The sequence below is a fragment of the Dongia sp. genome, assembly GCF_041918875.1.
In the GTDB taxonomy this organism is placed as follows: domain Bacteria; phylum Pseudomonadota; class Alphaproteobacteria; order Dongiales; family Dongiaceae; genus Dongia.
Map to the genome: position 1 here is coordinate 90,889 of NZ_JAYRUV010000017.1, position 14,984 is coordinate 105,872.

General features: G+C 63.2%; 12 protein-coding genes. 2 read left to right on the top strand and 10 right to left on the bottom strand.

Annotation, left to right across the window (positions count from 1 at the left end; all coding sequences use genetic code 11):
- Together ACE3TY_RS17480 and ACE3TY_RS17485 are read left to right on the top strand one after the other, a co-directional pair.
- Positions 1 to 471 (top strand): N-acetyltransferase family protein, encoded by a 471-nt coding sequence (locus tag ACE3TY_RS17480; RefSeq protein WP_374655314.1) that lies wholly within the window; start codon positions 1 to 3, stop codon positions 469 to 471.
- Positions 472 to 530: 59 nt separating this feature from the next.
- Entirely contained in the window at positions 531 to 1,508 is a 978-nt protein-coding gene (locus ACE3TY_RS17485) for a cellulase family glycosylhydrolase (protein WP_374655316.1), read from the top strand.
- On the opposite strand, the gene ACE3TY_RS17490 is transcribed toward ACE3TY_RS17485, so the two are convergent.
- The 10 genes from ACE3TY_RS17490 to zapE form a co-directional block, all read right to left on the bottom strand.
- Complete coding sequence (locus tag ACE3TY_RS17490) at positions 1,483 to 3,357, bottom strand: ATP-binding protein (RefSeq protein WP_374655318.1); 1,875 nt, start codon at positions 3,355 to 3,357, stop codon at positions 1,483 to 1,485. The two genes, ACE3TY_RS17485 and ACE3TY_RS17490, sit on opposite strands and share 26 nt — an antisense overlap.
- A gap of 39 nt (positions 3,358 to 3,396) precedes the next feature.
- Positions 3,397 to 4,800, bottom strand: coding sequence for a dihydrolipoyl dehydrogenase (gene lpdA, locus ACE3TY_RS17495; RefSeq protein ID WP_374655320.1), 1,404 nt, complete (start codon positions 4,798 to 4,800; stop codon positions 3,397 to 3,399).
- Between the two features lie 130 nt (positions 4,801 to 4,930).
- On the bottom strand, positions 4,931 to 5,626 hold the full coding sequence (locus ACE3TY_RS17500; RefSeq protein WP_374655322.1) for a peptidase C39 family protein: 696 nt from the start codon (positions 5,624 to 5,626) through the stop codon (positions 4,931 to 4,933).
- Positions 5,627 to 5,631: 5 nt separating this feature from the next.
- Positions 5,632 to 6,855 (bottom strand): 2-oxoglutarate dehydrogenase complex dihydrolipoyllysine-residue succinyltransferase, encoded by a 1,224-nt coding sequence (odhB, locus tag ACE3TY_RS17505; RefSeq protein WP_374655341.1) that lies wholly within the window; start codon positions 6,853 to 6,855, stop codon positions 5,632 to 5,634.
- A 52-nt stretch (positions 6,856 to 6,907) separates the two neighbouring features.
- On the bottom strand, positions 6,908 to 9,799 hold the full coding sequence (locus ACE3TY_RS17510; RefSeq protein ID WP_374655324.1) for a 2-oxoglutarate dehydrogenase E1 component: 2,892 nt from the start codon (positions 9,797 to 9,799) through the stop codon (positions 6,908 to 6,910).
- Between the two features lie 383 nt (positions 9,800 to 10,182).
- Positions 10,183 to 11,058: a succinate--CoA ligase subunit alpha gene (gene sucD, locus ACE3TY_RS17515; protein ID WP_374655326.1), complete on the bottom strand. Its 876-nt coding sequence runs from the start codon at positions 11,056 to 11,058 to the stop codon at positions 10,183 to 10,185.
- A gap of 6 nt (positions 11,059 to 11,064) precedes the next feature.
- Positions 11,065 to 12,231, bottom strand: coding sequence for an ADP-forming succinate--CoA ligase subunit beta (gene sucC, locus ACE3TY_RS17520; RefSeq protein WP_374655328.1), 1,167 nt, complete (start codon positions 12,229 to 12,231; stop codon positions 11,065 to 11,067).
- Positions 12,232 to 12,505: 274 nt separating this feature from the next.
- A complete protein-coding gene (locus ACE3TY_RS17525; RefSeq protein ID WP_208109817.1) occupies positions 12,506 to 12,658 on the bottom strand; it encodes a hypothetical protein in 153 nt (50 codons plus the stop codon).
- Entirely contained in the window at positions 12,655 to 13,620 is a 966-nt protein-coding gene (gene mdh / locus ACE3TY_RS17530; protein ID WP_374655330.1) for a malate dehydrogenase, read from the bottom strand. Before mdh ends, ACE3TY_RS17525 begins: the two co-directional genes overlap by 4 nt.
- Positions 13,621 to 13,773: 153 nt before the next feature.
- The gene (gene zapE, locus ACE3TY_RS17535) at positions 13,774 to 14,982 is read right to left on the bottom strand and encodes a cell division protein ZapE (RefSeq protein WP_374655333.1); all 1,209 of its coding nucleotides are present in this window, start codon (positions 14,980 to 14,982) and stop codon (positions 13,774 to 13,776) included.
- Between the last annotated feature and the right edge of the window lie 2 nt (positions 14,983 to 14,984).

The following is a 14,984-nucleotide window of genomic DNA, read 5'->3' on the forward strand; positions in this document are numbered from 1 at the left end:
ATGACGACAGTGAGGGGCCTCACCGCCGCCGATGTCGCCGCGGTGCAGGAGATGGTGCTGGAATTCGGTGCCTATCTCAACGCGCTTGGCGACAGCTGGCGGCATAATTTCACGGCTGAAAAGTATCTTGCGGACGGGTTCGGGCCGAATCCGGCCTTTCGCGGTTTCATTGCCGAAAAGGATGGGGCGGCGCTGGGCTACCTGCTGATGGCGCCCAATTACGACGTCGATCTTGGCATGCGCATCGAAATCGTGATCGACCTCTGGGTTGGAGCCAAGGCGCGGCGCAGTGGCGCTGGGCGCGCGCTGATGGATGCGGCAGCCGATGCGGCCCGCCGCTCCGGCGCTCGTCAATTGCTGTGGTCGGTCTACCGGCCCAACAGGCTGGCCAGGGATTTCTACCTGGCGATCGGCGGCAAGGAAGTGGCCGATCTCGATTGGATGTATCTCCCGCTCGACGATATGATCTGACCGCACGTTCGGCCGGGCGCGTGCCAATCGCAGCCGCCGACCGCAGGGGAGGGCCGGCCATGCGATGGATCGCTGCAGTGTCGCTTGCGTTTCTGGCGCTTGCGCATTCGCATCCGGCGACCGCCCTGGAAGTCCGCGGCAGCCATTTCGTCGATCAGGGCCAGATCCTGCGCCTCAAGGGGATCGCCATGGGCGATGTCGGCGACCTGCCGGCGGATGAAAACCCCTATCCGGAGATCGCGCGGGAGTGGGGCGCCAACATCGTGCGCCTTTCCGTCCATCCCGGCTACTGGCGCGACGATTCGGTGGGTGCGCTGGCGCGGCTCACGCAACATGTCGAATGGGCGCGCGAGGCCGGCCTCTATGTCATCATCGACTATCATGCGATCGGCTGGCCGGACGGCTACCGGCAGGATTTCTTCGTCGCCTCGGATAGCGAAACGACCGATTGGTACGACACGCGCATGAGCCTGGCGCTCGATTTCTGGCGCGCCGTCGCCAGTACCTTCAGGGACAACGACATCCTCTTCGAATTGTGGAACGAGCCCGTTTCCTCCAACGACAAGGAACTTGCCAATGACGGCGGACGCTGGCGCGAACTGGTGCCGTTCTGGCAGCAGCTCACGCATCTCATCCGCGGCCAGGGGAATGCCAATGTGATCCTGGCGGCGGGGGCCGGGTGGGCCTTCGACCTCAGCGGCATGGCGGACTACCCGCTTGCCGACGCCAACACGGCCTATGTCTGGCATGTCTATCCCGGCGGCGAGCTGGCGCCCTTCGAGCCGAACCTTGCGTCCTTGCGGGAAAAGAAGCCGGTCATCGTCACCGAATGGGGTTTCGAACCCGGCTCGAAAGAGCATTGGAGCGGGACGGCGAAAGGTTTCGGCGAGCCCTTCGCGGCGCTGCTGGACGAATACGAACTGTCCTATACGGGCTGGTGCTGGAACTACGATTACGGTCCGGCGTTGCGCAAGACGGATGGCAGGTCGCTGACGCCCTGGGGCGCCTTTCTCAAACGTTACCTGCGCGCGAACTGATCCCGCCATCGTGGCCGTCATCGGGACGGCCGAGCGGCAGGCGGATGGCGACGCGGGTTCCTTGGCCGGGCGCCGAATCGATCGACAGCGTGCCGCCATGCAGTTCGACCAGCGATTTGGCGAGCGGCAAGCCGAGGCCGGATCCGTCATGGCGCCGCGCATAGGCATTGTCGAGCTGGCCGAAGACGGTAAGGGCGCGCGGAATATCGGCTTCGGCCATGCCGATGCCGGTATCGGTCACGAAGATCTCGATCCAGCCCGGAACAATGCGGCCGCTGAGGCGGATCTCGCCGCCGCGCGGGGTGAATTTCAGCGCATTGCCGATGAGGTTCACGAGAACCTGCTTCAAGGCCCGGGGGTCAGCCCAGAGTTCGATCTGCGGCATTTCGTCGGCCAGGAGAGAAAGACCGTTCTGTTCGGCCTGCACACGCACCAGCGCCAGGCATTCGTCGACGAAGGAGCGCAGGCGGAGCGCCTCGCAGGAGATCTCCATCCGACCCGCCTCGACCTTGGAGAGGTCGAGCACGGAATTGATGAGCGAGAGCAGATGCTGCCCGCTGCTCCAGATGTTGCGGGCATAGTCGACATAGCGCGGGTTGCCGATCCGGCCGAACAGTTCCATCGCCATGGCCTCGGAATAGCCGTTGATGGCATTGAGCGGTGTGCGCAATTCGTGACTCATATTGGCCAGGAACATGCTCTTGGTGCGATTGGCGCGCTCGGCGGCCTCCTTGGCGGCGCGCAATTCCGTCGTCCGCGCGGCGACCTCGCGTTCCAGCTCCTGGCGGGCGCGATCTGCTTCGGAATGACGCGAACGTTCCCGCTCGACTTCCAGCCGCAGCCGGTCGAGCCGGATATCGGTGCGGCTGGTCAGCAGGTCGGCCTCCAGCCGGCGCAGGGTCTTGAGATGGTCGAGCGCCGCCCCGATGGCACCGCTGCGTTCGCAGATGCGCGCCAGCTCGGCATGGCATTTCAGGGTAAGATCCTGGATGCCGGCGGCGGCGGCATCGGTCAGGGCTTCGTTGAGGAAGGCTTCGGCCTGGGCGTAATCGCCCAGGGCATCGCGCGCCCGCCCCAGATACATGAGGCAGCTCACACGCTCATAGGGCGATTCGGCGCGCTGCAAGGCGTGGCGGGCGACGGCGGCGGTGGCGAGGCTCGCCGCGGCATCGCCCTGCCGGGCCTGGGCGAGGGCCGCCATGCTGTGGCAATAGGCTTCGAGATTGCCATTGCCGATCAGGCAGACCAGTTCCAGCACGCGGCCGATGGTGGCAAGAACCCACGCATCGTCGCCGGCTTCAATACAGGCGTCGAGCAGGCCACAGCCCAGATGGGCGCGCGACCGGGTCACCGCATGGCTGGGCGGCAGTTCGTCGAGCAAAGCCAGGCCGTTTTCGAACGCGGCGATGGCCTCGGCATGGTAGCCGCGCCGGCGCATGATGTTGCCGGTATCCTCGAAGCAGATGGCGCGGAAGAAAATATCGCCGGTATTTTCGAACAAGGCGTGGGCGTGCTGGTTGCTTTCCAGCGCCTCGTCGAAAAGGCCGACTTCGTCGTAAATGGCGGCGTAGGTCCTGAGCACGATGCCCTGGCGCCGCCGGTCGCCGCTGCGGATGAAATACCCCTGGCAGGCTTCGAGATTGGCCAGGGCATCGGCATATTGGCACATGATCCGCTGCTGCCTGGCGCATTCGAGCTGGCAGGCGGCGATCTGCCCTTCGTCGCCATTGCGCAAGGCCAGATCGAGTGCCTTGAGCGTCAGGGCCAGCGTGCGGGCATGGCTGCTCTCGAAGGTGGCGTCCGCTTCCGCCAGCAATGTCTCGATCTTGGTTTTTACATCCTCGGTCATGGCCGTGTGACAGCTCTCGTCGGAGGATGCGGCATGCCGCTACATGTGGATCGGCTTGCTGCCGATGGCGAGGGCCGCTTCCTTGATCGCCTCGTTATGGGTCGGATGGCCGTGGAAGGCGCGCGCGACATCCTCGGCCGATGCCTGGAATTCCATGGCCATCGAGCATTCGTGGATGAGCGTGCCGGCGCCGGGGCCCAGGATATGGGCCCCCAGCAGCCGGTCGGTCCTGGCGTCGGCCAGCAGCTTGACGCTGCCATCGGTGTCGCCTGCGGCTTTGGCACGGGAATTCGCCATGAAGGGGAACTTGCCGACCTTATAAGCGATGCCGGCCGCCTTCAGTTCCTCCTCGGTCTTGCCGACCGAAGCGAGTTCCGGCTGAGTGTAGACGATGCTGGGACAGGTCTCGTAATTCACATGGCCCTTCTGCCCGGCCAGGATCTCGGCCAGCGCCACGCCTTCCTCCTCGGCCTTGTGCGCCAGCATGGGGCCGGCGATGACGTCGCCGATGGCGTAGATGCCTGGAACGCCGGTCGCGAAATGGCCGTCGGTGGCGATGCGGCCTTTCTCATCCAGCTTCACGCCGGCCTTGTCCAACCCCAAGCCTTCGACATAAGGACGCCGGCCGATCGAGACCAGCACCACGTCGGCAATGACGGTTTCGGCGGCGCCGCCTTTTGCCGGCTCGACGGTCAGTTCGGTCCTGGCACCTTTCGCCTTGGCGCCGGTGACCTTGGTCCCTAAGCGGAATTCCATGCCCTGCTTTGCAAGGACCTTCTGGAACATCGCACCGATCTCGCCGTCCATGGTGGGGACGATGCGGTCGAGGAATTCGATCACGGTCACTTTCGACCCCAGGCGCCGCCAGACCGAACCGAGTTCCAGGCCGATGACGCCGCCACCGATGACGACCATATGTTCCGGCACCTTCTCGAGCGCAAGCGCACCGGTCGATGTGACGATCTTCTTCTCGTCGACGGTGAGGCCGGGAAGAGGTGTCGAATCGGAGCCCGTGGCGATGACGATGTTCCTGGCGCTGACCGTCTGGTTGGCTTCGCCGCCTACCTGCACCTTGCCGCCGCCCAGCAGCGTGCCGGCGCCCTTCAGATAGGTGACCTTGTTCTTCTTGAAGAGGAATTCGATACCCTTGGTGAGGTCGCCCACCACCTTGTCCTTGCGCGCCAGCATGGCTTTGAGATCGAGGGCGACGCCGCCGACCTTGATGCCGTGAACAGCCAGGTGATGGCCGGCTTCCTCGAACTTTTCAGAGGAGGCGAGGAGTGCCTTCGAGGGAATGCAGCCGACATTGAGGCAGGTGCCGCCAAGTGCCCCGCGCTTTTCGATGCAGGCGACGCTGAGGCCCAGCTGCGCCGCCTTGATGGCACAGACATAACCGCCGGGACCGCCGCCGATCACGACGACATCGAATGCTTGTTCCGCCATAACCTACTCCGTTTCTCGAGGCGCTCCTGAGCGCGCTTCCGCAATTTAACTTTGTCATTCCCGCGAAAGCGGGAATCCACCGGCCCATGGATGCCCGCCTTCGCGGGCATGACAATCGAACCTAGGCACCTTAAACGTGCGGTCCCCGGATGAGAACGACGGCCTGCTCCTGGCGCGGGCCCCACTTGGCCATCTTCGCGAAGGCTGCGTGGGTGGCCGCGCGGCCGGTCTGGAATTTCGCCGTCTGGCCCTTGTCGCGCGAGATCCAGGGATCGTTGAGATAGACATTGCCATCGTCGCTATCGGCGAAGACCAGCCAATGCGGCGTGTTGCCGCCATGGAAGGCCCTGGTCGTCACCAGCACGATGGGAACGGCGCCCCCGGCCCGCGCCTTGGCAAGGTCGGCCACCGTCCATTTGCGGATCTCGATAGGCAGGCCCAGTTCCGCAACGGCGGCGGCATCGGCATCCTGCATCAGCTTGCCGGCTTTGCGCCATTCGGGCTTACGCTGGTAGTCGAGCAGGATGGCGCCCTTGTGCGAGAGCCAGATTTCGGCCAGGAACCCACGCCGCCAGGCGGCGAGCGCGATGCCATAGGGCGAGGAGCCGGCATGGCCCTTGCCCATATAGACCGTGTTGGCCTCGCGCCAGATCTGCAGTTCGTGGACGCGGTCGAACGGCGTCGCCGCATCCAGTCCCTTCATCGCCATCAGGAGCGATGCCGCCCCGCAGCTGAAGTCGGTACTCTGGTTGTAATAGGGCAGAAGCCGTCGCTTGGGTTTAGCGGCCGCCGCCCTGGTCCTGGCCTTCGCCACGGCGCGTGCCATCGAGATCAGAGCTCGATCAGCAGGCGCTGCGGATCCTCGAGGCATTCCTTCATGCGCACCAGGAAGGTGACGGCTTCGCGGCCGTCGATGATGCGATGATCGTAGGAGAGCGCCAGGTACATCATCGGCCGCGCCTCGATCTTGCCGTCGACCACCATCGGCCGCTGCTGGATCTTGTGCATGCCAAGAATGCCCGATTGCGGCGGGTTGATGATCGGCGTCGACATCAGCGAGCCATAGGTGCCGCCGTTGGAGATGGTAAAGGTGCCGCCGGTCAGGTCCTCGATGGCGAGCTTGCCGTCGCGGGCGCGCTTGCCCAGCTCGGCGATGCCGGATTCGATCTCGGCAAAGCTCAGCGCGTCGACATTGCGCAGGACCGGCACGACCAGGCCCTGTTCGGTGCCGACGGCGACGCCGATATCGTAATGGTTCTTGTAGATAATGTCGTCGCCGTCGATCTCGGCATTGACCGCCGGGATCTCCTTCAGGGCCTGCAGGGCCGCCTTCACGAAGAAGGACATGAAGCCCAGCTTCACCTTGTGCTTCTTCTCGAAATTGTCCTTGTACTTGTCCCGGAGGGCCATCACGGCGCTCATGTCCACCTCGTTGAAGGTGGTGAGGATGGCGGCATTGTTCTGCGCCTGTTTCAGGCGCTCAGCGATGCGGCGCCGGAGGCGCGACATGGGCACGCGCTCCTCTCGCTCGGTGAGGTTGCGCGGCACATGCGGCACGATGGGAGCCGGGGCCGGGCGCGCGGCGACGGGGGCGGCCTTCTGCTTCTCCAGATGCTCCAGCACGTCGCCCTTGGTGATGCGGCCGTCCTTGCCGGTGGCGGCGACCGCGGCCGGATTGACGCCGGTCTCCTCGACCAGCTTCTTCACCGCGGGCGAGAGGCGGTCATCGCCATTGCCGGCCGGGACGGGTGCCGCCTTGGCGGGTGCCGCCGGAGCGGCGGCGGCGGCAGGCTTGGGCGCCGGTGCCGCAGCAGCCCCGCCGGCGGCGATGCGGCCGATGACGGTGCCGACATTCACGGTGGTGCCGGCGGGCGCCGCGATCTCGCCCAGGGTTCCAGCGGCGCTGGCGAATACTTCCACCGTCACCTTGTCGGTCTCCAGCTCGACCAGCGCCTCGTCCTTCTTCACGGGGTCGCCGACATTCTTCATCCACTTGGCGACCGTCGCCTCGCTGACCGATTCGCCCAGGGCCGGAACCGTGATCGGTGTTGACATCATTTCTCTCCCAAATCCGATAATTGAAAGCGTCCGCCAGTATCTGGGGCACTCAGCCGAGGCTGAGCGCCTCGTCGACCAGCTTGGCCTGTTCCTTGATATGCCGTTTGTAGAGGCCGGTGGCGGGCGAGGCCGAAGCCGGCCGCCCGACATAACGCGCACGGCGCTGCTTGGTGCCGAGCTCTTCCATCACCGTATCGATTTCCGGCGAGACGAAGAACCAGGCGCCCATGTTCTTGGGCTCTTCCTGGCACCAGAGGATCTCGGCGCCGGGGAAGCGCTTCAGTTCGGTGGCGAGCGCCTTGTCCGGGAAGGGATAGAGCTGCTCGACGCGCATGATGTAGACATCCTCGATCCCGCGCTTCTCGCGCTCCTCGAACAGATCGTAATAGACCTTGCCCGAACAGAGGACGACGCGCTTGATCTTCTGGTCGGCAAGCTTGGTGTTGTCGTCCCAGAGCAGCCGGTGGAAGGTGGTGCCCGGGCCGAATTCCGCCAGCTTCGAGACCGCCAGCTTGTGCCTGAGCAGCGATTTGGGCGTCATCAGGATGAGCGGCTTCCTGAAATTGCGGTGCAGCTGCCGGCGCAAGGCGTGGAAATAGTTGGCCGGGGTCGTGAGATTGGCCACCTGCATATTGTCCTCGGCGCAAAGCTGCAGATAGCGCTCGAGGCGGGCCGAGCTGTGCTCCGGCCCCTGACCCTCATAGCCGTGCGGCAGCAGCATCACGAGGCCCGACATGCGCAGCCATTTCGATTCGCCCGATGAAATGAACTGGTCGATGATGACCTGGGCGCCGTTGGCGAAATCGCCGAACTGTGCTTCCCACAGCACCAGCGATTTGGGTTCGGCCAGGGAATAGCCGTAATCGAAGCCCAGCACGCCGGCTTCGGAAAGCGGGCTGTTGATCACTTCGAAGAATGCCTGGCCGTCGCGGATATGATTGAGGGGGACGTATTCGTCCTCATTCTCCTGGTCGGTGAAGACGGCGTGGCGCTGGCTGAACGTGCCGCGCTTGCAATCCTGCCCGGAAAGACGGACGCCGAAACCCTCATCCAGCAGGGTGCCGAAGGCCAGGGCCTCGCCGGTCGCCCAGTCGATGCCCTCGCCGGATTTGAACATTTCTTCCTTCTGGGCGAGCTGGCGGGCGATCTTGCGATTGAGGTTGAAGGTGCCCGGCACGCTGGTCATCGCCTTGCCGACCAGTTGCAGCTTGTCCTCGGGCACCGCCGTGTCGCCGCGGCGTTCGTCGCCGGAGGCGGTGGCAAGGCCAGCCCATGCGCCTTCCAGCCAGTCGGCCTTGTTCGGCTTGTAGGAGGCCGACGCTTCGAACTCCGCATCCAGGCGGGCCTGGAAATTGTTCATGATGGCATCGGCCTCTTCCTGGCTGATGCTGCCTTCTTCGACCAGGCGCTGGGCATAGATCTGGCGCGTGGTGGGGTGGGTCGCGATCTTCTTGTACATCTGCGGCTGGGTGAAGGCCGGCTCGTCGCTCTCGTTATGGCCATAGCGGCGATAACAGAACATGTCGATGATGACGTCGTGGTTGAACTCGGCACGGAATTCCATGGCGATGCGCGAGACATGCAGTGTCGCTTCCGGGTCGTCGGCATTGACGTGGAAGATCGGCGCCTGCACCGCCTTGGCGATGTCCGAGCAATAGGGGCCCGAGCGCGACGCCGTGGGGCTCGTCGTGAAGCCGATCTGGTTGTTGATGATGAAATGGATCGTGCCGCCGACCTCGTAATCGAAGAGCTGGGAAAGCTCGAGGCATTCCGGCACCAGGCCCTGGCCGGCAAAAGCCGCGTCGCCATGCAGCAGCAGGCCCATGACCTGCTCGCGGTTCTTGTCCTTCCTCTGGTCCTGCTTGGCGCGCACCTTGCCCAGCACCACGGTGTTGACGCATTCCAGATGCGACGGGTTGGCGGTCAGCGACAGGTGCACGACGCGGCCGTCGAATTCGCGGTCGGACGAAGTACCGAGATGGTATTTGACGTCGGCCGAGCCTTGCACATCCTCGGGGTTGGAAGGGTTGCCCTGGAATTCGCTGAAGATCGCCGCATAGGGCTTGTTCATGAAGTTGGCGAGCATGGAAAGACGCCCACGATGGGCCATGCCGATGACGACTTCCTTGATGCCGAGCTGGCTGCCGCGCTTGATGACCTGTTCCAGCGCCGGAATGAGCGTCTCGCCCCCGTCGAGGCCGAAGCGCTTGGTGCCGGTATATTTCTTGTCGAGGAAGTTCTCGAACATCTGCGCCTCGGTCAGGCGCTCGAGGATTGCCCTTTTTCCACGATCCGTGAAGTCGCGGTGGTTGCGGCTGCCTTCCATATGCTGCTGCAGCCACTTCCTTTGGTCATTATCCTGGATGTGCATGTATTCGACGCCGATCGACCCGCAATAAGTCTGGCGTAGCGCATGGATGAGCTGGCGCAGGGTCGCCGTCTCGAAGCCCATGGCGCCGTCGAGGAATATCTCGCGGTCGAGATCGGCGTCCGTGAAGCCATGTGTCCGGTAGTCGAGTTCGGGATGCTTGGCGCGGGGCTTGAGGTCGAGGGGATCGAGATTGGCTTCGAGATGCCCGCGCACCCGGTAGACGCGCACCAGCATGATGGCGCGAAGTGAATCGCGGGCGGCGGCACGCTGCTCGGCGACGCTGACATGGCCGCCCGGAAAGGCGCGCGGCGCGGCGGTGCCGGCGGTGGCTTCGGCATAGCCGCCATTGCCGATTTCGACATCGCGCTCGCGCGGCGCCCAGCTGGCGCCATGGAGGTCCTTGAGCGCCGCCGCCGCTTCTTCCTTCAGTTCGGCGAAGAAGGCCTGCCAGGATTCATCCACCGAATGGGGATCGGCCAGGTATTTGGCGTAGAGCTCTTCGATGAAGGGCGCGTTGGGGCCGGATAGGAAGTTGGGGACGGCGGTGAGATTGGGATTTGGCTGGTTCATGGTTCACCCGTTTGGGCCGATGCCCATAAGAGATCAAGTCACCAAAAGGTCTAGCATCGGAGCGTAACCCCGATACGCCTTCAGGAAAGGCAATTCTGGCGTCCGGCCGATGTCCGGCCATCCGCCGTCCGGCGATTGCGGATTTGTCAGGGAAGCAGCCGGTATACGTGCCCGGCGACTTCTCCGACAAATCCCGCTGACCGTCATTTGCGCATGGGATGGTTACCCAATGGTTACTGTTTCCCGCAGCGTGCCGCTGGGGAAGGATTTTGTGAGATAGCAACCAGGTCCCGGGATATCAACCCGGAACCTGGCATGCCAGTACCAAGCATAGTTGTTTGCGGTCGTAAAACGGCCCCCGGATTGAGGGATCGGGGCCACCGTTACTTGCCCATCGCCTTCAGCATGGACGAGCCGAGGGCCGCCGGGGAATCCGCCACGACGAAACCGGCCGCTTTCATGGCCTCGATCTTGTCGCCCGAACCGCCCTTGCCGCCGCTGATGATGGCGCCGGCATGGCCCATGCGCCGGCCCGGAGGGGCCGTGACGCCGGCGATGAAGCCGACGATGGGTTTCTTCTTCTTGGCAGCCTTGTAGAATTCAGCGGCGTCTTCCTCGGCATTGCCGCCGATTTCACCGATCATGACGATGCCCTGGGTTTCGTCGTCGTTCAGGAACAGGTCCAGGCAATCCACGAAATTGGTGCCGTTGACCGGATCGCCGCCGATGCCGATGCAGGTGGTCTGGCCGAGACCCGCCGCCGTGGTCTGCGCCACGGCTTCGTAGGTGAGGGTGCCGGAGCGTGAGACGATGCCGATCTTGCCCTTCCTGTGGATGTGGCCGGGCATAATGCCGATCTTGCATTCCTCCGGCGTGATGATGCCGGGACAGTTGGGGCCGATGAGGCGCGTCGCCGAACCGGCCAGCGCCCGCTTCACCTTCACCATGTCGAGGACCGGAATGCCTTCGGTGATGCACACGACCAGCGGAATCCTGGCATCGATCGCCTCGAGGATGGCGTCGGCCGCGAAGGGCGGCGGCACATAGATGACGCTGGCATTGGCGCCGGTCTTGGCGACGGCGTCGCTGACGGTGTCGAAGACCGGGAGATCGAGATGCTTGGTGCCGCCCTTGCCCGGGGTGACGCCGCCCACCATCCTGGTGCCATAGGCGATGGCCTGTTCGGAATGGAACGTTCCTTGCGCGCCGGTGAAGCCCTGACAGATGACCTTGGTGTTCTTATTGACGAGTACGGACATGATTCCTCACGCCTCCTTCACGGCCTTGACGACCTTTTCGGCCGCGTCCGCCAGATTGTCGGCGGACAGGATGGGCAGCCCGGATTGCGCCAGGATCTTCTTACCCAATTCGACATTGGTGCCTTCGAGGCGCACGACCAGCGGCACATGCAGGCTCACTTCGCGCGCGGCCGCCACGACGCCTTCGGCAATGACGTCGCAACGCATGATGCCGCCGAAAATGTTGACCAGAATGCCTTCGACATTGGGATCGGAAAGAATGATCTTGAAGGCGGCGGTGACGCGTTCCTTGGTGGCGCCGCCGCCCACATCGAGGAAGTTCGCGGGCGACCCGCCATAAAGCTTGATGATGTCCATGGTCGCCATGGCAAGGCCGGCGCCATTGACCATGCAGCCGATCGAACCGTCGAGCTTGATGTAGTTGAGGCTGTGCTTCGCCGCTTCAAGCTCGGCCGGATCTTCTTCGTCCGGGTCGCGCAGCTCTTCGACATCCTTGTGGCGGAAGAGCGCGTTATCGTCGAAATTGATCTTGGCATCGAGCGCCAGCACGTCGCCGGCGCCAGTCACCACCAGCGGGTTGATCTCGACGATCGAGCAGTCGAGGTCGGTGAAGGCCTTGTAGAGCGCCATGATGAACTTGGTGGCGGAAGCGATCTGGTTGCCGGTCAATTTGAGGAAGAAAGCGATCTGGCGCGCGTGGAAGGGCTGCACGCCGGTGACCGGGTCGATCGCCACTTTAAGAATCTTTTCCGGGTTCTTGGCGGCGACCTCTTCGATCTCCATGCCGCCTTCCTCGGAGGCCATGATGGTGACGCGCGACGTGGCGCGATCGACCAGCATGCCGAGATAGAGCTCGCGCTTGATGTCGCAGCCGGACTCGACATAGATCCGCTTCACGACCTTGCCCACCGGGCCTGTCTGGTGTGTCACCAGGGTCATGCCGAGCATGGACTTGGCGAGGGAGCGCACATCGTCCATGGACTTCGCGACCTTGACGCCGCCCGCCTTGCCGCGGCCGCCGGCATGGATCTGTGCCTTCACGACACAAAGCCCGCCACCCAGTTTCTGTGCTGCATCGACCGCCTCATCGGCGGAATAGGCGACATGGCCGTCTGGAACGGCGACGCCAAACTTCCTGATCAGGGCTTTGGCCTGATATTCGTGGATGTTCATCCGGGCTGACCCGCTTGCTGCGTTGCGAAGGACTGCACCCCGGCGGTCGTTCGCCAGCCACCGGGCCGCGCGATTGTTCCTAGGAAGTCTTTAGGAATTCATAGAAAAAAAGCGGGCGACAGCGACAGCCGACGATTTGCTGTGGTGCAGCAGATCGTACTCTATCACCATGTCAGGCGGGTTCAAGCCAATTGAACTGAAACCCGCCGAGTGAACAAGGTAATAGGACTGTCGCCGTCGCAGGCCGTTTGGTCAAAAAAGACCAGACCGGAAGTTACTTCTTCTTCGCGGCCTTCTTGGCGGTCTTCTTGGCGGTCTTCTTCGCAGCCGGCTTCTTGGCAGCGGCCTTCTTCGTGGTCTTCTTAGCCGACTTCTTGGCGGCTTTCTTGGCAACCTTCTTGGCCGCCAGTTCGATGGTCTTCTTCATTGCTTCTCTCCTCTTTGAAGCTTCCTCACCACATCGATGAGGCCCCTTACGGCCGCGACCGACTTGTCAAACATGGACTTTTCAGCCTTGTTGAGGTCGATCTCGACCACTTTCTCTACGCCGCCCGCACCGATCACGACCGGTACGCCGACATAGAGTCCCTTTACCCCATACTGGCCGTTGAGATAGGCCGCGCAGGGGAGAACCCGTTTCTTGTCCTTCAGATAGGATTCGGCCATCGCGATCGCGGAACTGGCCGGCGCGTAGAAGGCGGAACCCGTCTTCAGGAGATTGACGATCTCAGCGCCGCCGTCGCGGGTGCGCTGGATGATGGTGTTGAGCTTTTCCTGGGTGGTCCAACCCATCTTGACCAGGTCGGGCAGCGGAATGCCGGCCACCGTCGAATAGCGGGCCAGCGGCACCATCGTGTCGCCATGGCCGCCCAGCACGAAGGCGGTTACGTCCTCGACCGAGACGTTGAACTCCTCGGCCAGGAAATAGCGGAAGCGGGCGGAATCGAGCACGCCCGCCATGCCGACGACATGGCTCTCCGGCAGGCCGGACGCCTGCTGCAGCACATAGACCATGACATCGAGCGGATTGGTGATGCAGATGACGAAGGCCTTGGGCGCGTATTTCTTGATCGCCTTGCCGACCGTGTCCATGACCTTGGCATTGGTGGCGATGAGATCGTCGCGGCTCATGCCTGGCTTACGCGGGATGCCGGCGGTAACGATGATGACGTCGGCGCCCTTGATCGCCTTATAGTCGCTGGCGCCCAGATATTTCGCATCGAACCCTTCGACCGGCGACGCTTCGGCGATGTCCAGGCCCTTGCCCTGCGGCACGCCGTCGACCACGTCGAAAAGAACGACGTCACCAAGTTCCTTGATGCCAGCGAGCAGCGCCAATGTGCCGCCGATCTGACCCGCGCCGATTAGGGCTATCTTCTTCCGTGCCATTCTGTAATCCTGATGTCTCTTACGCATTGCCACGATTTCGCTTAGGCAATGCACCTGCGCCCCGAGCGCACTCCTCTAGATGTTGAGTTAATAACCTGAATTTGCCACAAGGGCAAGAGGCATTAACTCTTCTCGCGAAAATCCCCCCTCACCTCACGTCAAATGCGGTCGCGTCAGATAGTCGACCGACTGCATTTCGTTGAGCCTGCTGACGGTGCGTTCGAATTCGAACGCGCCGTCGCCGCTGGGATAAAGCCGTTCCGGTTTGTCCGCGGCGGCGACGATCGTCGTCACCTTATGCTCGTAGAGTTCGTCGACCAGCGTCATGAAGCGGCGCGCTTCGTTGCGGCGATCCGTCTCAAGCCGCGGCACCTGGTCCAGCAGCACGACGTCGTAATGCGTGGCGATGGCGAGGTAGTCGGCCGCACCCAGGGGCCTTGCGCAAAGCTCGTCGAAGTCGAACCAGGCGACGCGGCCATGGGCGTTGGCGACCTGGCGCGACACTTCGAGCCGGCGGCCCTGGACCAGCAGATGCGTGGCGATCGGCGGCTCGTTGTCGGTCAAGCGCGCGAAGGCGTCGCGCATCTGTCGTGCCGAGAGGTCGCCCAGCGGATAGTGATAGACATTCATGTCCTTGAGCCGCGCCAGGCGATAGTCGCGCCCGCCATCCAGCTCCAGCACGTCGAGCTTCTCCTTCAGAAGCGCGATGAAGGGCAGGAACTGATCGCGCTGCAGGCCGCCCTTGTAGAGATCGTCCGGCGTCCAGTTCGAGGTCGCCACCATCACCACGCCGCGCTCGAACAGCGCGCTGAAGAGCCGCCCCAGGATCATCGCATCGGCGATGTTGGTGACATGGAATTCGTCAAAGCAGATCAGCGAAACTTCATCGGCGAGCTTTTCGGCCAAAGCGGGGATAAGGTCCACCTGCTTGGGCTTTTCCTGGCGCCATTGATGGAGCTGCTCATGCACTTCCAGCATGAAGGCGTGGAAGTGGACGCGGCGCTTCTTCTCCACCTGAACATGGGCGAAGAAGATGTCCATCAGCATCGACTTGCCGCGACCGACGCCGCCATAGATATAGAGGCCTTGCGGTGCGGTCTCATCGCGCCGGCGTGCAAAGCCCAGGCGCTCCGCCCAGCCACGCAAGCCGGAGCCGTTGTCACCCTCAGGGCGATAGTCCTTCAGCGCAATGTAGAGCGACTGCAGCTTTTCGGCTGCAAGCTCCTGCGCAGGATCGTGGTGCAAGCGACCGCCACGCTGCATCGCGCGATAGGCGGGGAGCGGCCCGTCATCACTCATGGATGCGACCAACACATCGGTCGTTGCTGAAATCGCGACTCGGTCAATATGCATGTCGCGCATAT